Raw genomic sequence first — 21,753 nt, forward strand, 5'->3', positions numbered from 1 at the left:
ATATGAATTATGTAATCCTAAAAAACAACTTTAAAACAGAATTAAGTATGAAAACAAAAGAAATAGAAATAAAAGAAGTTAAGAAATGGTTTTATGATTTTCGACCTGATTTATCTGTAAATGATGAATTCCTTGATAGTTTGTATGATCAATTTTTAGTTTCAAGAGAGAGTTTGTCGCTTGACGAAAGAGGTTCTTTTTATGCATATGTTGTTACTAATTACAAGTCAAGCATTATCGAATTTATATATACTACGTTGGAGCACAACTGGAATGAAACTTTTGAAGTTTGGGAAGAAGAAAATCAAACACATTTACATATTAAAAACTTGAAAGAATTAATCGATTCTAAGGACCCAATTGAGAATCAAGATAAGCATCCACATTTAGAGTTTAATGAAGCTAATGTTAATGAAATTTACTTAAATATTATTAATGATTATATGGAAAGCATACAAGCCTTGAAAAGCAAGAGTTTTTAAGGTTTTTATTACTTGTTTTTTTATACTGAAACAAAGGTAAAATGTACCCTTAAAAAATTAAAGGAAAGTTATAAACCTTTCCTCAGAAATATTTAACAATAGTTAACTGTTAATGCTACTAAAGAAAAAAGTTTTTTTTTAATTCGTAAATAGCCAATTTCTAGAGGTAGAATAATATTATAGCTTAAGTAATTACAAATTTGCTAAATCCTACTTTGTTTATAAATGCTATCAATTTGCAGGAAACACAATTAAAGGAAACTTCGAAGAGGATGGGGGTTGCGCTTGGAAACCTAAAACGATAATTTACCACTAAACAAAAAAGTACGTTTTAGTTATTAAGAAATGGAATTAGTGAAATGAAGCAAACAAATAATTGATGCTAGGAATACATTGACTAGGAGAAATTTTTGTTCAGATGAATGAGATAATTTATTTTAAACCTAATTTATGACTAGTAATAAGTTTTTCATTAATTATAGTAAAATCAAGATTAGTTGCATTCATTTGGAATAACTTATATGCTTTAGTTTTTTTTAAACGATGTTGTAACTTTTTACTAGTTTCTATTGACAAGGCACCTGCATAATCACCAGCTATTTTATTTGGCATTGGAACACCCAAGCCACCTTTCTCTAAAATTAGTTTACCTTCAGCTCTCCATTTATTAACAATATGCTTTACGAACTTTTCAAAATTTTTCATTTTCGAATTATTTGCTTAAAAAAAATGTCCCAAATATTTACTATAAATGGGACAAAGTAAACTCTTTGAGGAATATAAAATTATTCTATCAACTTATTAGGATTGATAACCGGTAATATGAAATTACTTAAGGCTGTACCTTGAAATCGTGTCATTAGTATTCCTCTTGATGTTGAATATGTAATTGCTGCTAAAGCATTTCCTAAGGCAGGACTTATTGTAACCGTACTGTCTTCCTCTAATTTGGTTAATTCTTCAATATTATCCACATGAAAAACATAAACAAAACTGAACGCTCCGATTGCTTCTTCGCAATCCTCTTTTTCACTTTTGGTTTCAACATTTACTGAAAAATCAACTTTAATTAATTTATCTGGAATATTAAAACCTAATTCAAAGTTTACATTGAAATTGTGACCTTGCACTTTTTCTTCCTCAAAATCGAATGGACTATTAATTTGTCCTTTTATGATTTTAAAATCAACAATTTCGATTTTTTCAGGTTGTAATAAATTAGCTGACATTGGCTAATGCTGTTTTATTGTTTGATTTTGATTTTTTCCATGCACTTGTATATGCTACATCTGTATTTATAACATTGTTTCTATAGAGTGTTACATATCCAGTTGTTCCCATTGGCTTTCTTTGTGGAACATTAATAATTGGTTCCCCAAGTTCTGCTTCAAGTTTAGCTAAAGAACGTAAGGTAAAGTTATGTTCTCCCACCAACCATTTGTTCACTTCGGAAGGTCTTTTTTCTAGCTTATCTGCTAAATCTTTTTGGCTAAATCCTTTTGCTTTTAACAACTGATTTACTCGAACCACGATATCAGCATATAATCTCGCGAAGATTTTTGTTTCCTCCGGTGTTTCTGCTAAAATTCTTTGTGCTACTTTGCTTCTCATTGTTTTGGATTTTTAGAGGATGATTTCATCTGAACCATCATAATTAGTTAGTTTTCTAAGTTTTTCATTTACAATTATTGTTCCATCGTGTAAAGCTTCATTAATTCGTTTTGCGAATTCACATGCTGCTCTCCATTCTAAATGCAATGAACTTGTTTGATTTGTTGGACCATCTTTGATACCTCCATTGAAAAGTATAACTATGTTGTTTGTGATTTTTAAGGCGTATAATCTTAATGGAAATTCCGGAAAGTGGTAAGTAATATTTTCGATTGTTGTTTTACCTTGGACAGGTAATCCCTTAACTTCGTTTTCATCTCTATTGAATAATTCATCTATTGCTCCGTGATCATTACCAATTGATAACAATACAAAAGACAACAATTCTTGATTTGCTTCTTTATATTCTGCTATTGCATCATATTTTTCAAAGAATAAATCAGTTTCATTTGTCTCGGCATCATCATATTTTACGGTGTAAAAAGTGCATTTAGCAGCTTCATCATCCCATATTTCTAGAGCAAATATATTCACTTTATTATTAGTTTGCAAACAAAAATACACTTTTAAGTGTATTTTATGATTATTTAATGTTAAATTGTTTTATTCGCGAAAGGAATTGAGGTTATTCATTATTTCACTTACTATATTTTGAAGTCACGATTACAATTCAGTGACATCAGGCTTTTGGTTAGTTATTAGTTATGAAGATTAGTCTTTCAAACTTAAAGTATAAAAAAGACAAAACCCAGAGCAAATCTGGGTTTCTTAATGTTTTTTTATAGTGCACCATTAAAGCATACGAATAATGAGGCACTTTTAACAGTACAAAAATACAACATTTTTGACTATTACCAATTAAATAACTAAAAATTATAATTTATTTTTTCAGAAATCACACTTTTTATTAAATCATAATCATTAAAGCTATCAAACAATTCTTTAATTTCCCTCTCAATATCGTTATGTCTATTCTCTGAAATGCATTTTGTAAAAAAGCTAATTACCTTAATACAAGCATCAACAGAATTTCTGTCACCTTTATTAAAAGTTATTTGAGGTATTGAGTTTATACTTTGAGGTAGACTATAATCAAAAAGAACGCCATTATGAGCACAAATATTTCTTAATTGTCTAACAGTATGTAATAACCTTATAAATTTGCCTAAATCCCTGATACCATAACATTCAGATATTCTTATTTTTAATTCATCATCTTTTATATTTGTAAAAACTGTTATTATTGCACCTAAAGTTAAATATTCAAATGTTTTCCAAACTGGAGCATAATTATCTTTAGGATATTTATTATGATGTTTTTTTATAGTTAGATTTTCAGTTTTAAATTTTTCAGAATAAATATTTTCAAAATCATCAATAAAGCTTTGCTCCATTATAGTGTTGTTCACAAACCAAATAGGGTCTTTTTTATATTTCATCGATGAGAAATAGATTAATTTTGTTCTAAAATTTAACTCTATTCTATTAATATATTTTAGCAAGATATATTTTAAATCGGCATCTAAATAGTATAAATCAACAATGTTTGAAATCTTAATATCATTTTTAAACCTATCTGTTGCTTCGTCTATAAATGGATGGCAATAAAAACCTATTCGATAATATCCAATATCTAAAAGTATCTCTTTAATTTTCGCTTCATCATAACATTCAAGACTTAGTCCTCTTCCGGTAAGTTTTTTTATTTGTTCCGATATTGGTATTGCAAACTTTCCCATTATTAATTTATTCTATAAATTATTTTTTTAATCAATTTTTGCTGTTTTAAAATCTGTAAACACAAATTAATTTTGATTAACCGTGATAGAGGTCTACTCAGTTGATGTATCTGAGGACAAAACTATCTTAAATTAGCTTTCTTCGGTTCTAAAAAGCTCAAATTTTTCCAATTTGTATTTGTTTAAAACTGAATTAATCTTTTTTGTTATTACTGAATTAGTTACAAGTTCTTTATCTTTTTTATCTATTAACAGACTTGAAATATGGAATTGAAATTCAGAAGTATCCATATTGTTTTTGTCTGGAAATTCAAACTCGATTACACTAGTTCCATCACAACCCATTTTATCAAAACTATATTTGAATTTAATCGATTTTAATTGGATAAATTCATGGTTGTCTTTTTGAGTTATAAATATATGGTCTTGTAGTTTTTTCCCTCTTAAGCTTAAATTATTTACGTTATTAAAAAAATCTTTTAATTCTAAAGGTAATTCATTTGATTTTTTATTGTCTGGCAATATATTAATATCAGTTATTTCATCAAACTTCATTATATCTTTAAAGTCATTTGCAAATGAATAGAAAAATTTAAATCTATTAACATTACTAAAGTTTCCAAATAATATCCTACTAATTATTTTATCTTTTTTAAAGTAATTTTTTTCTTTCAACTTTTCTTCATAATTTCCGATTGCAAAATCAATCACTTTTTCTGAATCTTTTGAAGTAAAAGTTTTAGTACCAATAAGTTTATCATTTTCTTTTTTTAAACTTAATGAAGCTGTATGGTATGACTCTCTGTTAGACCATCCTTTTATATTAGATGTTTTTTTAATAGTAATATCCAGATTTATTTCATCATTGCTAATAACCATATTTGGGGTGCCATATATTTCATAATTTGGAGTATAGGTTAACTTATCAATTAAAATTTCTTTTATATTTAAATCAAGGCATAAATCAGCTAAATCAATATTTTCATCAATTGGAATAACAACAGATTTTACTTTGTCTTTTTCCTCTTTTTCATTGTTCTTTTCATACAAATAAATAAACTCTTCTTGCGAAAGTAAAAGTGACATATAGATAGGAAATGAAGCATTTCTATCAGAATTTTGAGTTATAATGCCTTTATCCTGTAACAACTTGTTCAAGTATGATGTTGTTAAAAATGAGTTAGAAAGCAAATCTCTTAACTCTGTACCGTTTGGAAGTATATTATTCATTATTTCTAAAATCTATATTATGTTTTACGACTTTTATTTGACTTCTTAAATTTTCATCTATTTCTTTAAGTGCTAAAACTTTATCAATAATTTGTTTATGGTCAAATTTATTAAAGTTAGGAAATGAAAATATTGTTGAGTTTGTTGTTTGTAAAGAATTTAAGTTTTTTGCCAAATTAATTAAACTAATAAAACTTTCTTCTGAAAAATTATCCTTAATTAACATGAATAAATACTTTTCACCTTTGTCCTCAATTCTTATGGGTATTACGTTAGAATTTAAATATAATAATGGAAGTTTGCTACCATAACCTAAATTGCTACTTGAAATATTAAAACCTGTTTTTGGGTAAATAAAATCTACTTTTTCGTAAGTCTTTTTTATATGTAAAATATTATTAAATAAAAATTCAAAAATATCATTATCAACTATTAAAACTTTGTCATAAACTTCATTTTCAATTGTTGTTAGTTTAGTGTTTATTTTAGTTCTAATATTCCATTCATCATCTTCCTTTTTGTCTTTATTAGATAGCCAAAAAATAATACCAACATAATCTGTACTTTTTACTTCTTCAGCAGTTACCGATTGATTAATTTCAGAACTTAAAGGATGTTTTTTAAAGCAATTTATTGTAAACACCAATTCTTTAAAATATTCTTGAAATTTTGTTTCAAATGTTGTTAGTTTTGGATAATGGTCTATTGTATGTTTTATTGAAACAATACCTACTTCTAAGTTGTCATCTTTTAAATTATTCTTACCATAAACAATCGCGTCAATTCCATGTGTTTGTCTATTGTTTGAAGTAGAAATCACATGTTTTTTATTATAAACACATTCAATTGTTTTATTTGTTTGAATATTTGAATAACCTATAATCTCCTTTAGAAATTTTTCTACTATTTCTTCACCGTGTTCACCACTTCTTTTTGATGTTTCTCCCATATTATAATATTTAATTTATAATTAATTGTCTAACTATTCTCTACAATCCCAATTTCTTCCTCACTCAATCCAAACAACTCATGCCTAGTAAGTATCTTTGTCACATAGGCTAATAATAAAACCATTGTAACTAATATAATAGACCATTTTGTGCTGTTAACTTATCATCAAATACTTTTAATAGCAGCCGTCTCGAATTGATATTATTCATTATTTTATTTACTATATTTTGAAGTCACGGATAACAAATCCGCAACATAGGGTGTATGTTATTTACTTTTTAATAATCTCTTTTACTAGCTGATAATTTTGCTCTTGCATCTACTACAATTATTTCTGGAGCATATTCTCCTTTTTTAATCAAGTTGTCATATTCTCTTTCTAAATTTTTAATTCCAGTATCACTATCCTTTGTTTTTAGGACTAAATAAATACTATTTCGAGAATTTTCAGCTTTATTATATGTTGGTAATTGAACTAAATAGCCTTTTACAAGATTTGAGTTTGTGCTATATTTTAATTCTACTGTTACAACACTATTATATCCTTTCGTAATTTTAAAATCTAAAGCTCCATTACCTGCATTTGGTTCTCTACTCAAATTTAAGTCATTTGCTCTACAATGAACATCCGCTATACCATAAAACAATTTCTGTGCAAATCTTTCATTCCGCAATTTACCTTCGTAATATAAATATTCATACCAACCACAATTTTCAATCAAATGACTATACTGATTACATATAACTCTTACAACTTCTAAAATATTTTCACTGGTAACAGGATTTAATTTTAATTTCTTGAAGTCAATTGGATATTCAACAACTGCATCTTCAGATAATTTAGCCCAAATTATTTCTCCTAATGGGTCATTTAAAAAATCATATTCTACTCGAGGTTTTTCTTTATATTGTGTAATTAAATCTTTAAAAGCTTCTTTATTTTCAAGTAAAAAATTTCTGACATGGTCTTTACTTCTTCTCATTACATCTTTCCAACTTGTTGAAATAATTTTATTAACTTCAGATTTTAAACTATCTGTTTCTGAAATTACTATGTCAATATCCTCCCAACAAAATGCAATTGGAATATCTCTTAATATTTTTTTTGGTATAAAAATTATAGGTTCATTATTGTATGGATTAAAAGGTAAATTATATTTTTTTGTTCTTCCAATGGGTCTAGTAGTAATATTTAATTCCTCGCTGACTCTAATAGTATAATTTATTAAATCTTGTTTGATAATGTGAGTAGCCATATCACTTATTCTATCTAAACTAATATTATCTTGTATTAAACCAATCAATTCAAAAATTACTGGGTCTTTAATGCCATCCTCAATAATTTCCATTGAAATATTTAGCATTTTTTCAGCTAATACTTTCCCAATTCCATTCCCTTTTTTACCTCCTACGGAATAACCTAACCCAGTAAATCTAAATTCTTTAAATTGTAATCTTTTATGTGCCTGAATCCAATAAGCATCTTTAGGTCTCTTAATTTTATCAATAAGTATAATAATATTTGAAAAATGAGTTTTAAATGAATTATATGAGTTTTTAAATTCATCAATATTCAAATTTTCTAACAAACAAGGGTCTATGTATAAACTTGAATCTATGTCAATAAAAGAGTTGAAAACTCCTTTTTCTTCAAGTTCTTTTTCAGAAACTTTCAAAATGGTACTTATTCTTTCAGGCATAATTAATTCTATTGTTTACTATTATATTATTTTCTCCTTTTCAGTCCATCAAAAACTTTTGGTTCATTGGTTCTTAAATATTCTAAAACTCTATTTTTTTGTGGTACAGTTGCCAAATTAAATTTTGATTGTAACCTATGTTGGTTATCAAAAATTAATGAAAACTCATCCATTTTTTGTTGGCTTACTTCCTTTTTAGTTAGCTTCTGTGTTGGAATAATTGGCTCTTTTGCTAATATTGTACTTTGACTTAATTTACTTAAAATCAGTTCTTGCATTTCAAGTATTTTATCAATTTTTGCTGAAAGTTCTTGTAATTCTTTATTCATACTTAACTATTCTCAACAATCCCAATTTCCTCTTCACTCAACCCATACAACTCATAAACCATTTGGTCTATTTTCTTATCTGTTTTGTCAATTTGAGCTTTTAAATCTTGTGCTTTTTTGCTCTCGGTTTCAAAATAATCTTCCCATTCTGCTTCTTCAGATAGCGAAAGTTTTACTTTCTTTTTGGCTAATTCTTTTATGAATTCTGCATAAGTCAATACATACCAATCTTGGAGTTTTTTTGGCAAATCCTCTAAATTGAATTTCCTTTGAATTGTTCGTTGAAATTTTTGAGATAACTCTTGTAAATTATTTTTTAACAAAAACATTTTATCTGCAATTTCTTCAAATGGTTTTTGTTTAGTTTTTGTTAATATTTGAATAGGCAAAGGATCAATATAAATAATTTTAACTTGTGCAAAAACTTTTCCACCTTCATTTATTTGGCTTTCATAGAAAAATCTCAATAATCTACTATTCATTAATACTAATAAATATTTTAATGAATAGTCTTGATCAATTAATAAACCATTATGAACAGTATCTAGTGTGAAAAATTGTTCGTAGTCAATTGTACAAATTGGATATGATGCTGTTTGTCTTAAAAGTATTTTTTCTGTAGCTTCAAAAATTTCTCTTTTCCTTGGTCTATGCAATTCTTTTACATCATAAATAATATATTGATTAGAATTGTTTAATAAATATCTATTAAAATCACTACCGGTTATTACCTTTTCAGTGAGTTCTGATTTTTTATTTGTAATATATTTACTGTTGCCACCAGTAATAATTCCTTGATTGAAATTTAAAATTTCTTTTAAAGGTTTTGTGTTTTTTGATAGTCGTTTTATTAACTTATCATTATTAGTAACTAACATTGATAAATCTTCATTCTGTTTTATTTCAGATATATCAAAATTATCTAAACTATAAATTTGGTTTTCAAAGGAAACGATATTTGAAATTTGCTTAAATTGGTATTTATCATTTACTTCTTTTTGTAATAAAAGAATTATCGAATCTACAGCTGCATCTTGAAAAACTAGTATTCCTTTAAAATCAATGAGTTCAATAATTTTAGTATTATCAATTATATATTTTCTTGCTTCCTTATAGTATTGATTTTTTAAAATGGTATATGGTGTGATAAAGCCTAGTATTCCTTTTTCTCTCAAAGTGCTAATTCCTTTTTCATAAAAAATTGGGTATAAATTCATGCGTCCAAATGCAGATTGATAATTCTTTTCTAAATATGTTTTATCAATCTCTGTAATATATTCTGTAGGAACATAAGGTGGATTTCCAATAATCACATCAAAACCACCTTTTTCAAATACTTCGGGAAATTGTTCTTTCCAATTGAACGCTTTGTCTCCAGCAACAGCTTTACTTTCAATTAAAGAGTTACCACATTTGATATTATTGTTTAAACTGGTTAGTTTTCTTTTTGGTTGAGCAGTTCTTAACCATAAAGAAAGTTTCGCAATTTCAACACTTTCCTCATTTAAATCTACTCCGTAAATGTTGTGTTCTAAAATTTGATTTTCAATATCAGGAAATGCAAAACCACCACCAAATAATTGTCTATTTAGTTCGTCTACATAACTGTGTTCTCTAATTAAAAAATCTAATGCTTGGTTTAAGAAAGCTCCAGAACCACAAGCAGGATCACAAATGGTTAATTGCAACAACCAATCTCGGTACTCTTTTAATTGTTGGTCTAGTTTTACAATAGTAGTAGCTTGGCGGTTTTTTCTGCCTTTGGCATACTCTTCGTCGATAATGCCTAATTCTTGTTTTTTATCGGTACATAATTTTCCAATGGTATTGTCAACAATGTATTTGGTTATGTATTTTGGTGTGTAGAAAACACCATCTTTTTTTCGTTTGGTTTTTTGCTTGTCGAAATCAGTGCCTTCAATTTCGGCATTTACACTCTCAATTTCATTTAACGAATGTTCAAAAATATGCCCTAAAATATTCACATCCACTTGACTTTGAAAGTCATACGTTGTGAGCTTTTTGGTATGACGGTACAATAAATCGTCGTCAATTATCATGGCATCTAACAACGCATCTGGTTGGAATAAACCTCCATTGTAAGCAAAGATTTCTTCTTTTTTATCGGTTCCTTTTCTTCCTGTGTCTAAATAGCTAAAGTATTGCTTATAACGGTCATATAGAGGAACAACCATGTCTAATTCTTCCAACGCTTTCCATTCGTTTAAAATCGTGGTAATAGAGTTTGGAGCTAATAAACCTCGGTCTTCAGCAAATAGAATAAAAAGGAATCTATCGATTAACTTTTGAGATTTTTTAAATAAGGTAAGTTTGACATTCTTTTCGTTTAATTCTCGAAAAGTTTCGTTTTTCATGTTTTGCTTTACCAAATCACGATATAACTCACGTTTAAAAATGGAATAATCACCGTAAAACTTCTTGGTTATATTTTCCTCTTCAACAATTGAAGCTTCTTTTATTGTTAAAGGTTTGTTAGCTAATAAATTGTCTTTAGCCAAACACAAATAGAACAATTCAAATTCGGTTTCAGTTAAAGTAAATAGATTAAACTCTTCAAAATCTACTGCGTTATTTATGTAAAAGCGCAGCTTTTCAAAGTTTGAAGTAATGACATATATACAACCAATTTGATTGGCTTTGTAATCAAAAGCTTGTTGGCGAATGCTTTCTAAATCTTTGGTATTTGTACCTTTTAATTCGATTACAGCCAGTGCCTTGTCGTCTTTTAGAATGGCACCATCTACTTTTTTTGCACCTTTTAGATTTTTAAGTTCGGTTGTTAAATTGAATTTTGGTGAAGGATTTAGAGTATAACCCAAAATATCTACAAAAAGCTCTCTCAAAAATCCTTCTTGAAATTGCTCTTCTTTGCTATTGCGAATGTTTTCCTGAATAGCGCTATTGTGGAAGTACTTAGAATATTTTTTATAGGCTTTTTGAACCGTTGGTTTATCTAACTGGCTGCTATATTTTTTTAGTACTGAAGCTTGGAATAATGACATTTGGTAACCTTAAAGTTTATTTTACTAAAATAGAAAAAAAATATGAGTATTGTACGAAAATTGTATTGTGTTTTGAACCGTTCTATTTTATCGCTTTTGTTCAAATTTGGTATGGATTAAACTTATGTTTTTCTATGGCTTTTATTTTGATTTTCAAAATCCAATTCAAATGTTCTGAATTGCATTAATGAATGCTTTATCCAAATAAGTTTATAATTTGAGCTTCTATTACTTCTAGAGTTTTGTGTTGTCTATGTGAATTATAATTCACATAGATTGATCATCATATTGACAATTACTTCAATTATTAATACAATTAAATTAATCATTTGGTTTGTGTTTTTGTGTTTTTAAATCAGGGTGTTTGTGTTTTGTTTCTAGTGTCACTCTTCTTCTTTTATAAGGTGTTCCATCTTCTTTTTTTGGTTTTGTTTCTGGTTTGATTGCTTGGATTGTTTTCATAAGATATTAAAAGTGTTTAATTTTTAGGTAACTTATTTTAGAAAGAGAGGAGCTGAAAAATTGCCACAAACGTTTCCAAACTCTAAGTTTGTTTTGTATTTTAAAGACTGGCGATAACGAGTATCCGATAACTTTGAAAGTAAAAGCTTCAATATTTTTTTCCCCGATTAGTTTATCGATATGTCCTAAGCCAAGGTAACGATGTAAACCTATGTTAGCAAATGTTTTTTATGTTTTTGTTTCATTGTCAAACCTTGTTTCAATTAGTTTTTCAAGATTTAGTCTTAACTCTTCATGTCTTTTAAAAAGCTTGGGTTTAGTCAAAGCTAGTGACGAGATAATCCAAAACACCAAATTAATAGCAATACCTATTAAATAATTTTCAAAATGTGAATCTTCTGTGTTATTATAATAATAAATGCCAAAGCAAGTAAGTACAATAAAGGTTAGGGGTATAATGATAAACCATTTTAATTTGTTTCTAAAAACTTTACTCTCATAGTTTTTAGTCTCTTCTTGTCGAATATGATCTTTTAATGCTTTTTCTGTTTGACTTAGCTTTTTTGTTTTGATTTCATTCTCTCTCTTCTCAAAAGAAAGATTTTCATAAACGGTATCATAATCTTGTATGAATTTGAGCTTTACATCTTGAAATTCTCGATTTAACGATAAACTAATTTCCTCTTCGGATAACCCTTTTAATCGATTAATATGAAGACCTTGAGCAATTTTAATTATTTCTTCTGCTGGTAATTGTTCGATTTGCAGTTCATTGTCTAAAATTTTAGAGAGATCAGCAATCTGGAAAGTATTTTTGTCAGGATGCAAATCAAAACGAATCATGTTCGCAAATAACGTTGAAAAGTCTAACGGATTTACATCAGTACCACCATTGTCAATGGCAAGCATATTAATCAGAGTTTCTAGTTTTATAGCAATTGGAAGGTCTTCCTTAACAGGTTTACTATGAGAATATCTATTAACAGAAATTTCTTGCGATAGAATAAATGCTTTTTCAGTTTTTCTGTAGTATTCTGCCCCAGCAATTATTCCAACATCATGAATTAAAGGAGCTTCTCGTTTATCGTTTCCAGTAGCTTTTTTATAAATATCGTTTATAATTGCTTTTTTTTTAGAATCGTTTTGCGCGCTAGCAATTTCACTATCCAATTGTTCATCGTTATTAAATAGTAATATGTCTAAAGTACCATCTAATTTTTTTGGTGGATTAGCAATTTGAGCACAAAAAGTTTCAAAATCTTCTAATAGATGACATTGTCTTTTTATTGCGGACTGAAGGAAATGATCGTCAGTTTCTTTTAGAACATCTACAGAAAACTTTGATGCTGCCCGAAGAATCTCTCCTTTTTTGTTCGCGCTAGTTTTTACATACTCAGTTTCTGTAATGGCTAAATAACCAGGTGTAATGTTTAATTTTTCAAAAACAATTTCTAATTTTTTAATTGCCTCATGATATTCACTTGCTTCTAATCCTATATTCATCAAAACATTTGTATCCAAAATACATTTAGAATCACTGAAAGCATTTATAGACATTGGATCTGCTCCAACAGAAGCTTGAAGTAAGTTAGCCGAAAAAGCTGATGTTCCATATTGCCAAAGATGAGCATCTAGGTCAGAGTCTTTTTTATAAATGATTGCATTAATAAACTTGTCTATAAGTAATTCATAATCATCAGGGTGTAAATTTTTATTATGTCTAGTTCTACGTTTAATATGTGCTAAAATATCCTCTTTTTTGGTTTTTAGTTTCTCAGTCTTAGTGTAGCATAAGTCAGAAATCCATTCGCTAGAATATGCCTTAAAAAATTCTATTGTAGCATCTGAAAACCATTCAATTACAATTTCTTTGCCAGAATTAAAAGGTACAAAATAATTTTCAATTATTCTATCAAGTCTATCTTTTGACTCTTGATATCTCTTTTCAAGAGTTCTTCTATTAGGCCTAGTTAGTATATATTTTTTTTCTTCCAGTTTAATTTCATTTTTTTCCATTAACTTATAAAGCCCATCATCAATTCGCTTAATGTTAATTGATGTGTTAAGCAGTCTAGAAACTTCAGTTCCAATTTGATCAATTGTTAAAGATTTATCGGATTGAAAAAGTATTCTAACTATTAATTGAGAAACAGCATTTTTAGTTAAAGATTTAGATGTACTATCTAATCTTAGATGTAGAGTTTTTATAATTTTATCCAAAATATAAGAGTTTTGTAATTTTTTTGTATGTATAAAATATTTGCTAACGTTTGGCAACTTTAAGAAGTTGGGATTTGTAAGTACTAAACTTTCGTTTAAACATTTAAAATCAAAAGTGCAAAACAAACATTAAATTAAGCTATTGCCCAATTTCTTATACACTGCCTCTGTATGTAGTTATATTTTATTATTGATAACTAGCTTTAATTGATTTTTAAATTCTGAATATTCTATATTTCTTCTTAAAATTTGAGAATAAATTGTTAGACTATCATTTAAATCAGAAAGTGGAATTTCAATCATAGCTCTTATATTTTCTAGTTTTTCTTTATCGTTCGGGTTAATTCTCTGCCAACATAAAAGTTGACAAGATTTAGCCAAAACCTTTGTTCTTTTTTCTTCCCTTGTATCATATTCTCTTTCAGCTAATGTTATAACTTCTTTTTCAAATAATGCAATTGCTATCTTTTTATTTTCTTCATCAATGTGATACATTGATTCCGCTAACCCATAAATATCCCATTTTAATTTATTTTTATCTTCACTTTCTATTTCAGCTATTTTATCTATAATATTTTCATTTTCTTCAATATTTAATACTTGTAAGAAAGTTGTTTTAGATTGATTTAACAATGTCTTTTTTAGTTCTTGATTTTCTGTATTACCGTAGCTAGAATAATAAACATTACCTAATGTGTTCAATACTTTAGCTAATCTTGCTTTTTTTATTGAAATTTTATTTTTCAAGGTGTCATCTACGTTAATTTCAGTAATTATATCGTTTAATTCATTTGCAATTGAGGTAGAATCTTCATTATTAAAAAATCGAGTTTCAACTTTCATTCTTTGCAGTTCATATTTTCTAGAATCAGTACATAATTTTTCTGCTTCTTCAAAGTTTTTGAGTCCGTCTTCAAATTCTCCACGGTTGTTATGTAAATATCCAATCCAATAAAAGGTTAAAGATTTTAGTTTTTCTTGATCAACACATTTAAAATCACTTTCTAATAGATTTGTCCAGGTTTTAATTGCATCATCAAACTGCTCTTTTAAATATTGGTCAATACCTTTTATAAAAGTTGCATATGGAGACAATTTAATCACTTGAGAATTATCTAACCCATCTTGGTCTAAAATAACTAGGTTATTTTCAAGTCCTTCAATTTTATTTCCTAATCTATGAATTTCATTTTGATTTTCTCTTTTAGTAGTTAATTTTCTGTCATCATCAAAGGATTTAGACTCTTTAATTAATTCAATTGATTCCTTTTCTATAGAGTTTAAAATATTTGATAGTCTAATTTGGAGTGATTTTGAAGAACGTTCGCTTGCTTGAACAGCTAACTCTAAAGTTCTATTAACAAGTGCTATGGTTGTTTCAGTTGTTTTTATAGCAGTTTGTTCACTTTTTTCTCTATCATCTAAAAACATCCCATATAGTTCGTTATTTCTATTGTCATTATTAGATTTATCTATCTTATACATATCAAATAGTTCTTTAGACCTACTTTCATTTTTGTTTGAGGCATTGACAGAAACTATAAATCCTCCTAATAAAAGTGTTCCTAAAAAACCTAAAATCCAATTTAATGTGTTTATATTACCATCTTGTTTAGATTTTATTAATGCAATCTCAGAATATAATTTATCAATTTCTTTTTCATATTTCATTGAGTACTCAGAATTTTTTTTTGATGCAATTTCAAACGAGTCTTTTTTACTTTGAGCATTAAAGTTTAAAGAATAGAAAATGCAAACTAGTATAATTATTATTTTATTCATAAGTTTAAAATTTTACTTCAAAATATTTACTTGATTTCCCCCCAATCTTGATACCGCTGTAGTTAGTTTTTAACAGCACATCAAAACCAGCTGTTTTAAGTTGATAAATTGCACCTTCACTAATTTTATCAAAATTTGCACCTAAACCGCCATTTTCAGCAGATTGTTTTAATTTATTAAGAATATTTTCATACTCAATTATAGTCGCATTAAAAGCTATTTGTTTTAATTCCTTTGGTGTCATAATTTTTATTTTTAAGGTTATTCGAATATTTAATCTAAACAAATAGCTATCATAAATGATATATAACTTTTTAACTATTGGTTATAAATATTTCGTAGTAGCTAACTCTCTTTTTATTAATTACTAATCGATTAGAATCACGCGATATTGGTGTTCTATTTTTTTGGTGTTGATTTTGATGGTTTTAACGATGGAGTATTGCCTGGCGTTCCCTTATTATCACGTTGACGTTGGTCTGGTTTTCCTGTTGATGTTGCTATTCTTTTTGGTCCTGGTTTGATTGCTTGAATTTTTTGCATGGTGTTTTATTTTTTATTACTTTTTTACATTTACACTGGCTCTAAAGTCAGTAAACTTTAGATGCTAGAAATTAATCTCTTTTTGGTCTATCACCTGAACCAATTCCTTTTTTAATTTGTTCGTTAAGTTCAGTCCTTCTTCTTTCTTCTTCAATTCTTCTTTGTTCTTGCTCTCTTTTAATTCGTTCTTCCTGTTCTCTTCTAATTTTTTCTTCGTCGCTCATAACTTTATGATTTTAAATTTTTAATAAAGATTAGTATAAATATTGCCCCAGCTATAAAACTTAAAAGGGATATGCCATTAAATAATGTTGTGAAAAAATCAAATATTTTTTTAAAACAATCATATTTCTGATAATTTAAATTATAATTTTTGCCTTCTAATTCTCTTATTTCCTCATTACAATATTTAATATCATTACGATTTGCAAAATATCCTGTTACTTGTGAAAGTAAATTAATTATAATAGCTATTGAAAAGAATAAACTTCCATAGAAAACATCATTTTTGTTAATACCTATAAATTTATCAAAAAATCCAGTGACAAGCGCAATACCTCCACTTGATAATGAAATGATTAAAATGTCAAATCTTTCAATTGAATACTTTGCTCTTGTTTCTGCGGTTTTTAAATATTCATTTAGATTTGCAATATGTTCTTTATTTTTTCCCATTTTTATAATTAATTTTTGTTTGGTTACCACGCGATGGGAATCGAGAGGTAGCTAGAGGCTATTACATGATTGATTACATGAATGTTAGTTGATTCCTTCGAAATAGTAAATTCAGTTTTTTGTTTAAAAGAATATGTACATAATGTGTTTTTATATTGACTCAAAAAATGATTTTACTTCCTCTAAAGGCGTTTTATTATTAAATGATTTTATAGTATTTCCTTGAATACTAGATTCTCTGATATCGATATTCCCGCATGTATGATCATAAACAAAGCAAAGCCTAGTTTGATTTACTTCAACCCACAATACATTTTTCATGTCTCCTTCACGAGATAAAACCTTAATTCGGTTAGTTGAACGCCAAATTATGCCTCCAGCAACAGCTAAAGCTATATTGTTGACGTTTTGGGCATGATGATTTGCTCTATCTAATACTCCTTTTAAATATTCTTGAAGGATTTCGATACTTTCTATTGTTGTTGCCATTATATTAAGTTTATATGTTCTACTATCAATTTAAAATTGGTTAGTTATGAAAAAAAAAATCAAGAATCAATTTTATCATAACTAATCTTTAAAGCTTTCAATCTTCTCTTTGTTTACAAAATAGTGATGAAGTTGGCTAAAATTAAAAATATTGATTATTACCTGTATTATCATTAATAATGAAATAGCAAACAAATATGAAATTGATAGTAGAGCAACTAAATTTATCAGTGTTACATAAATATCCTTTATATCAATTTTCATTTGCTTTTTTTTATCAAAAAAAATGAGCAAATGAAATAAATATGCAAAGACTAATGATATAGCTTGTATTATTATATTAGCAGCAAAAGTTGCAGATGATTTTTGATACAAACTGAATTTATTTTCCTTACTTATTGGTTCTGTAATCTTATTTATCATACCAACATGAATTAACCCAATCATAAATGAGTATCCAGCAACTGTAAAACCTAAAATACCAGGTAGAAAATTTATCATTAAATTTTTGATTTCAATTACTGTGATATAAAAATCTATTTTTAAGATAAAACATAATATTACAATTAAAAATGCTGAAACAAAAGGTAAAATATTTATCCAATTTGAAAATAAAACTTTTTTTACTCCAACAATTTCAAATATTGAATTAATACCAAAAATTGTGGTTTCCTTAATTGTACTATAATTTTGATTAGTTTTTGTCATCGTTTCTAAATCTGTTAATGATTTTCTCTAAAACCAATCTATTAAAACTACTAATTACGCCATATACATGTTCTTTTAAAGGGTAATCAGAAGTCTTGATAGTATCTACTCTTCCATTTTCATCTATTATTTTGGCTTCACTTTCTCCATTGCTAATAGAAGATTCCAAGGCACCTGTTAATATTTGACTTTCTTTTATTTTTATTGTTTTATTAGGTTTATGAGTAGCCTCAATTACTAATCTACTTGAATCCGAAGCTTTAATATCATTTTCAATAAACTCTTTGAAATCACCTCCATTATCAAAATTTGAATAATTAATATCTATCGTCAATTTTTTAATGAAATTTGAATTCATAATTTTTTCAAAACTTGAATAATCCGTTTCTACATCAACTTGAACGTATTCATTTTCTTTACATACTTCGTTTAAAGCAATTGTTAAAAATTTTTTTATAGTATAAGGCTTTGTTTTAAAATCTGTATTGATTTTATATGCAAGTCTATGAGCTTTAGGGACAAATATCACTTGAGTAATTTTAGCATCAGGAAATAAACCATTTGGAACTTTAAATTCTTCGTCAATATCAAGTGATTTTAAACTGAACCATTTGTCATTTTTTATAAATGTGAATTGTGCTAACGTTCCTGAAATAAATTTTACCCCATTAATATCATCATCAAAAAACAAGGTTCTGAAAATACAATGCTTTGTTGATGATGATTCAGCATGTGTTTTTGTATCATATACATCCTTAAATAAACGAATATAATCATGCTCATTTAAATCTTTATTTGATCTTTTATCTCTTAATTTAATATTTAATAGATAAAAATATTGATGTTTTTCTCTTTCCTCTTTTCTCATATGTTTATCATTTTTTTTATGAACTGAATAGTTTAACTATTTCTTTTGTAATAGCAATATCTATAATAGATTAGCGTGAAATATTATAATTTTATTTTATTTGTTTCTATTTTCCAATATTTTAATTCCTTCATTTTATTAAATATCAACCTCGTACAGGATTGTCCGTATTTGGAGTCGTCCCAGTAAGATTGGTGCATGGTTATGTGTTTTAGGGTTAAAAAACTGAATAAGTTGTATTTTTCTCTTCGAGCTATTTCGTAGTTGAGGTTTATTGGCACTTCATTTTTGCCCATAATACCATATTGGGCTTCTTTTGCTTCGTTATCTCTACGGAAATTACTCGAGAAGGCATCCATGGTGGAATATACGTTTATCCATTCTATTTTTTTGGACATCTTGTCGGTTCTGTCGGTGTAGAAATTTGGATAGTAGTTGTCAATGAATTCATAAGGAGCCCCAACGGTTATAAGTAGCTTTATGTTATTTAGTATGTTGTCACATGGTTCAGTTCCTATTGGAAATAATGCATCTAATGCGATGATACTCCCGAAACTGTAGGTGTGTAAATGTATGGTTGGCTTTTCTTCGTTTTCTACGATGTATTCTATTAATGCATCGAGATTACCTTGTATAATTTGTGATTGTTCACCGTATTGTATGTAGTTGTCTATTGTACTGAACTCAGCGGCTACTTTTGTTAATATCGTGCTTGATTCTGGAATGAATATAATTGCTAGTGAGGTTATTGGAAGCATTTTTAGGCTAAAGTCCCTTAAATATCTTAGCATGTTTATTATATTACTATCTAAATGATTTTTGATAAAGGTTAAATTGGTTCCATCAACAAATCCTAATAGAGAAGGAATAACTAATACAACCGCAAATGCCATAATTAAAAACAACAAGAACATATAGAATGTTTGTCCTGCTTTGGTGTAGGTTTTTTTCTTGAACAAACTTGTTATTAGTCTTGGTAGTTTTCTTATTACTAATATTAGTATTGTTATATTTTTAAATAAAATGTTTTTGTTTTGAAAATTCTGAATTAAAAGGTCGTTATATTCGAAGTCATAGATGGTGTAGAGTAGGGTGTCTTTGTTTGATTTTAGTATTTCTTTCGAGTTTTGGTAGATTCTAACGGCTAAACTACTTTGGTCGTCACTGTAATAGATTTTTTCAACTTTGGTGTAATGGTTTATACCACTAGTACTGTATTCTAATTCTTTTATATACCGTGCAGCATATTTCTCAACCGACTCTTTATTGGTTGATTGTCCTAAACCTGATATGTAGATTGCTGCTGGCATTTATTTAAATAATAAAGCCACAAATTATAAATATACATTCAATTGGTTTTACGGTTTTTTGAGTATTTAATTACGGTTTTTGATGGTATTTTATTCTTTTGTTTATACATATAAGCAGTTAGTAAAGGTCTACAGTATTCTTTTGATTGGTTTTTAATTGGCTCATGTATATAAATACAATTTTATTAGAAAAGGCCTATTTCTATTCTACTTTGTAATTTGATTAGTTCATAGTGCTTTTAATTTAATTGTTAACTTTTATTTTATATTTTTAAATAATTAGAAAAATTTTTTATTATTGTATTTTTCTTAATTTGTTACAGCGTCTTATATTTTGTATTATCTTTTAAAAATATCTCTAAATTGATAAAAAAACCGTTCAATTAATCTAGCGTCTTTAGTAACAATGTCTGCAGTGCCGGTCATTTCTTGTCTAAAAGTGATTTGTTTTTTGTAAGATGTTTGAATTCCATTTGGTAAAATTACATCTATTAATAAGTTACCATCTTTATCGGGAGTTAAAGAAATTGTTTTAATTTTACCTTTGATGATACCAAATTCTCTATCAGGATAATTTTCAAGTCTAATATTAACATTTTGCCCTATTTTTATTTTGCCTGAATTTTGTGCTTTTGCTTTTACTTTACCTATATAACCATTTTCGCTACTTGGGATTACTGCGAAAACATTATCGCCTGCATTTATTGTTTGATTTACAGTCCAAATTTGTAAAAAAGAAACTTTACCCTTGATGGCAGAACGAAAAACATAATTTAGTTCCCAATCTTTAATTGTTTTTTTTAATTGATAAAATGCTTGAATAACATTGCGTTCTAAATTTACATTCTCTTTATTTTCGTTTATTGTGGTTGTTTGTGATGCTCTGTTTAATTCATTTAAGGAAGACTTTAATGAAGAAATGGAACTTAATAAATTTTTATATCCTTTCTCGGTTGCCAAATAATTTAGCTTGTGTTTTTCAAGTTCTTGCGATGCAATAATTCCTTTATTAAATAAAGTTTGGTAACGTTCTAAATCGAGTTTACTAAGTTCTAATTCGTTTTGATTGATGCTTTTTTGAGATTCTAATAATTTTAATCGTTCTTTTAATTGAATACTTTCTAAACTGTGTGCATTGCCGTCGACTTTATACGGTTGTAATTTTTTGTTTAATTCGTCAGCAATATATTCTTTTTGAAATATTGCAAAACTACTTTCAATATCACCTAGTTGTGCAGATTGTAATTTATGGAATGGAAAATTTGATTGCTCAATATTTATTGTATCTACAATGCTTTTTAATAAAAAAACATCTTTATAGTTTGCTGTATTTTCAATTACAGCAAGTGGTGTATTTTTACTAATATTTGTTTTGTCATTGATTAAGATAACTTCGATTTTACCCGATGTTTTTGCAATTAATTTTTGTGGTGGAATATTGGTAGTTATTACAATATCACTATTTACAATATCTGGATATTTAATAATCCATGAAACAAGTAAAAGCATTACTAAAATTGTTAAAACTACCGCAGAACCCCAGCGGATTAACCAATGTGGAACACGAGTAAGTATCTCTTGAACTTCTTCACTTCGGAGTTCAAAAGTGTTATTTTTATTATCTTCCATTT

Annotated in this window: 23 protein-coding genes; 1 reads left to right on the forward strand and 22 read right to left on the reverse strand. The window is 27.4% G+C overall.

Annotated features, from left to right (window positions below):
• Positions 1-482: hypothetical protein (locus tag ACIQ06_RS03995; RefSeq protein ID WP_396143987.1), on the forward strand; the 482-nt coding region annotated here is incomplete at its 5' end.
• A gap of 432 nt (positions 483-914) precedes the next feature.
• Here the strand turns inward: ACIQ06_RS03995 and ACIQ06_RS04000 are convergent.
• From ACIQ06_RS04000 to ACIQ06_RS04105, 22 genes are all read right to left on the reverse strand, one after another.
• Positions 915-1,187: a hypothetical protein gene (locus tag ACIQ06_RS04000; protein WP_396143988.1), complete on the reverse strand. Its 273-nt coding sequence runs from the start codon at positions 1,185-1,187 to the stop codon at positions 915-917.
• Between the two features lie 80 nt (positions 1,188-1,267).
• Entirely contained in the window at positions 1,268-1,711 is a 444-nt protein-coding gene (locus tag ACIQ06_RS04005) for a hypothetical protein (protein WP_396143989.1), read from the reverse strand.
• Complete coding sequence (locus ACIQ06_RS04010; protein WP_396143990.1) at positions 1,701-2,093, reverse strand: multiprotein-bridging factor 1 family protein; 393 nt, start codon at positions 2,091-2,093, stop codon at positions 1,701-1,703. The genes ACIQ06_RS04005 and ACIQ06_RS04010 overlap by 11 nt, the downstream gene beginning before the upstream one ends.
• Before the next feature lie 12 nt (positions 2,094-2,105).
• Positions 2,106-2,645: a hypothetical protein gene (locus ACIQ06_RS04015; RefSeq protein WP_396143991.1), complete on the reverse strand. Its 540-nt coding sequence runs from the start codon at positions 2,643-2,645 to the stop codon at positions 2,106-2,108.
• A gap of 314 nt (positions 2,646-2,959) precedes the next feature.
• On the reverse strand, positions 2,960-3,832 hold the full coding sequence (locus ACIQ06_RS04020; protein WP_396143992.1) for an Abi family protein: 873 nt from the start codon (positions 3,830-3,832) through the stop codon (positions 2,960-2,962).
• Positions 3,833-3,964: 132 nt separating this feature from the next.
• Positions 3,965-5,062, reverse strand: a complete 1,098-nt coding sequence (locus ACIQ06_RS04025) for a hypothetical protein (protein WP_396143993.1) — start codon at positions 5,060-5,062, stop codon at positions 3,965-3,967.
• A complete protein-coding gene (locus ACIQ06_RS04030; protein WP_396143994.1) occupies positions 5,055-6,011 on the reverse strand; it encodes a hypothetical protein in 957 nt (318 codons plus the stop codon). The genes ACIQ06_RS04025 and ACIQ06_RS04030 overlap by 8 nt, the downstream gene beginning before the upstream one ends.
• A gap of 280 nt (positions 6,012-6,291) precedes the next feature.
• On the reverse strand, positions 6,292-7,713 hold the full coding sequence (locus tag ACIQ06_RS04035) for a hypothetical protein (protein ID WP_396143995.1): 1,422 nt from the start codon (positions 7,711-7,713) through the stop codon (positions 6,292-6,294).
• A 26-nt stretch (positions 7,714-7,739) separates the two neighbouring features.
• Positions 7,740-8,042 carry a hypothetical protein gene (locus ACIQ06_RS04040; protein ID WP_396143996.1) on the reverse strand — a complete coding sequence of 101 codons (303 nt, stop codon included), beginning with the start codon at positions 8,040-8,042 and terminating at the stop codon, positions 7,740-7,742.
• Positions 8,043-8,044: 2 nt separating this feature from the next.
• Complete coding sequence (locus tag ACIQ06_RS04045) at positions 8,045-11,065, reverse strand: Eco57I restriction-modification methylase domain-containing protein (RefSeq protein WP_396143997.1); 3,021 nt, start codon at positions 11,063-11,065, stop codon at positions 8,045-8,047.
• Between the two features lie 321 nt (positions 11,066-11,386).
• Positions 11,387-11,527 carry a hypothetical protein gene (locus ACIQ06_RS04050; RefSeq protein ID WP_396143998.1) on the reverse strand — a complete coding sequence of 47 codons (141 nt, stop codon included), beginning with the start codon at positions 11,525-11,527 and terminating at the stop codon, positions 11,387-11,389.
• A gap of 228 nt (positions 11,528-11,755) precedes the next feature.
• Positions 11,756-13,747: a hypothetical protein gene (locus ACIQ06_RS04055; protein WP_396143999.1), complete on the reverse strand. Its 1,992-nt coding sequence runs from the start codon at positions 13,745-13,747 to the stop codon at positions 11,756-11,758.
• A gap of 177 nt (positions 13,748-13,924) precedes the next feature.
• Positions 13,925-15,418 (reverse strand): hypothetical protein, encoded by a 1,494-nt coding sequence (locus tag ACIQ06_RS04060; protein WP_396144000.1) that lies wholly within the window; start codon positions 15,416-15,418, stop codon positions 13,925-13,927.
• A gap of 115 nt (positions 15,419-15,533) precedes the next feature.
• Positions 15,534-15,773: a hypothetical protein gene (locus ACIQ06_RS04065; RefSeq protein WP_396144001.1), complete on the reverse strand. Its 240-nt coding sequence runs from the start codon at positions 15,771-15,773 to the stop codon at positions 15,534-15,536.
• 155 nt (positions 15,774-15,928) lie between these two features.
• The gene (locus ACIQ06_RS04070) at positions 15,929-16,072 is read right to left on the reverse strand and encodes a hypothetical protein (protein WP_396144002.1); all 144 of its coding nucleotides are present in this window, start codon (positions 16,070-16,072) and stop codon (positions 15,929-15,931) included.
• 71 nt (positions 16,073-16,143) lie between these two features.
• A complete protein-coding gene (locus ACIQ06_RS04075) occupies positions 16,144-16,296 on the reverse strand; it encodes a hypothetical protein (RefSeq protein ID WP_396144003.1) in 153 nt (50 codons plus the stop codon).
• Between the two features lie 4 nt (positions 16,297-16,300).
• Positions 16,301-16,747 (reverse strand): hypothetical protein, encoded by a 447-nt coding sequence (locus tag ACIQ06_RS04080; protein ID WP_396144004.1) that lies wholly within the window; start codon positions 16,745-16,747, stop codon positions 16,301-16,303.
• A 150-nt stretch (positions 16,748-16,897) separates the two neighbouring features.
• Positions 16,898-17,236, reverse strand: a complete 339-nt coding sequence (locus ACIQ06_RS04085; protein WP_396144005.1) for a hypothetical protein — start codon at positions 17,234-17,236, stop codon at positions 16,898-16,900.
• Between the two features lie 81 nt (positions 17,237-17,317).
• Positions 17,318-17,944 carry a hypothetical protein gene (locus tag ACIQ06_RS04090; protein ID WP_396144006.1) on the reverse strand — a complete coding sequence of 209 codons (627 nt, stop codon included), beginning with the start codon at positions 17,942-17,944 and terminating at the stop codon, positions 17,318-17,320.
• Complete coding sequence (locus ACIQ06_RS04095) at positions 17,931-18,812, reverse strand: DUF4747 family protein (protein WP_396144007.1); 882 nt, start codon at positions 18,810-18,812, stop codon at positions 17,931-17,933. Before ACIQ06_RS04095 ends, ACIQ06_RS04090 begins: the two co-directional genes overlap by 14 nt.
• A gap of 83 nt (positions 18,813-18,895) precedes the next feature.
• Complete coding sequence (locus tag ACIQ06_RS04100) at positions 18,896-20,122, reverse strand: hypothetical protein (protein WP_396144008.1); 1,227 nt, start codon at positions 20,120-20,122, stop codon at positions 18,896-18,898.
• A 339-nt stretch (positions 20,123-20,461) separates the two neighbouring features.
• Positions 20,462-21,751, reverse strand: a complete 1,290-nt coding sequence (locus ACIQ06_RS04105) for an HlyD family secretion protein (protein ID WP_396144009.1) — start codon at positions 21,749-21,751, stop codon at positions 20,462-20,464.
• Positions 21,752-21,753: the final 2 nt, after the last annotated feature.

It is taken from the genome of Flavobacterium sp. (assembly GCF_044341265.1).
Taxonomy (GTDB): Bacteria; Bacteroidota; Bacteroidia; order Flavobacteriales; family Flavobacteriaceae; genus Flavobacterium.

Excerpts from the sequence above, each read along its gene's own strand:
- ACIQ06_RS04100 (WP_396144008.1), bottom strand. The coding sequence starts at position 20,122 with ATGCCAGCAGCAATCTACATATCAGGTTTAGGACAATCAACCAATAAA.
- ACIQ06_RS04000 (WP_396143988.1), bottom strand. The coding sequence starts at position 1,187 with ATGAAAAATTTTGAAAAGTTCGTAAAGCATATTGTTAATAAATGGAGA.
- ACIQ06_RS04075 (WP_396144003.1), bottom strand. The coding sequence starts at position 16,296 with ATGAGCGACGAAGAAAAAATTAGAAGAGAACAGGAAGAACGAATTAAA.
- ACIQ06_RS04105 (WP_396144009.1), bottom strand. The coding sequence starts at position 21,751 with ATGGAAGATAATAAAAATAACACTTTTGAACTCCGAAGTGAAGAAGTT.
- ACIQ06_RS04050 (WP_396143998.1), bottom strand. The coding sequence starts at position 11,527 with ATGAAAACAATCCAAGCAATCAAACCAGAAACAAAACCAAAAAAAGAA.
- ACIQ06_RS04085 (WP_396144005.1), bottom strand. The coding sequence starts at position 17,236 with ATGGCAACAACAATAGAAAGTATCGAAATCCTTCAAGAATATTTAAAA.
- ACIQ06_RS04030 (WP_396143994.1), bottom strand. The coding sequence starts at position 6,011 with ATGGGAGAAACATCAAAAAGAAGTGGTGAACACGGTGAAGAAATAGTA.
- ACIQ06_RS04060 (WP_396144000.1), bottom strand. The coding sequence starts at position 15,418 with ATGAAATATGAAAAAGAAATTGATAAATTATATTCTGAGATTGCATTA.
- ACIQ06_RS04020 (WP_396143992.1), bottom strand. The coding sequence starts at position 3,832 with ATGGGAAAGTTTGCAATACCAATATCGGAACAAATAAAAAAACTTACC.
- ACIQ06_RS04095 (WP_396144007.1), bottom strand. The coding sequence starts at position 18,812 with ATGAGAAAAGAGGAAAGAGAAAAACATCAATATTTTTATCTATTAAAT.
- ACIQ06_RS04045 (WP_396143997.1), bottom strand. The coding sequence starts at position 11,065 with ATGTCATTATTCCAAGCTTCAGTACTAAAAAAATATAGCAGCCAGTTA.
- ACIQ06_RS04070 (WP_396144002.1), bottom strand. The coding sequence starts at position 16,072 with ATGCAAAAAATTCAAGCAATCAAACCAGGACCAAAAAGAATAGCAACA.
- ACIQ06_RS04010 (WP_396143990.1), bottom strand. The coding sequence starts at position 2,093 with ATGAGAAGCAAAGTAGCACAAAGAATTTTAGCAGAAACACCGGAGGAA.
- ACIQ06_RS04090 (WP_396144006.1), bottom strand. The coding sequence starts at position 17,944 with ATGACAAAAACTAATCAAAATTATAGTACAATTAAGGAAACCACAATT.
- ACIQ06_RS04035 (WP_396143995.1), bottom strand. The coding sequence starts at position 7,713 with ATGCCTGAAAGAATAAGTACCATTTTGAAAGTTTCTGAAAAAGAACTT.
- ACIQ06_RS04040 (WP_396143996.1), bottom strand. The coding sequence starts at position 8,042 with ATGAATAAAGAATTACAAGAACTTTCAGCAAAAATTGATAAAATACTT.
- ACIQ06_RS04065 (WP_396144001.1), bottom strand. The coding sequence starts at position 15,773 with ATGACACCAAAGGAATTAAAACAAATAGCTTTTAATGCGACTATAATT.
- ACIQ06_RS04080 (WP_396144004.1), bottom strand. The coding sequence starts at position 16,747 with ATGGGAAAAAATAAAGAACATATTGCAAATCTAAATGAATATTTAAAA.
- ACIQ06_RS04005 (WP_396143989.1), bottom strand. The coding sequence starts at position 1,711 with ATGTCAGCTAATTTATTACAACCTGAAAAAATCGAAATTGTTGATTTT.
- ACIQ06_RS04025 (WP_396143993.1), bottom strand. The coding sequence starts at position 5,062 with ATGAATAATATACTTCCAAACGGTACAGAGTTAAGAGATTTGCTTTCT.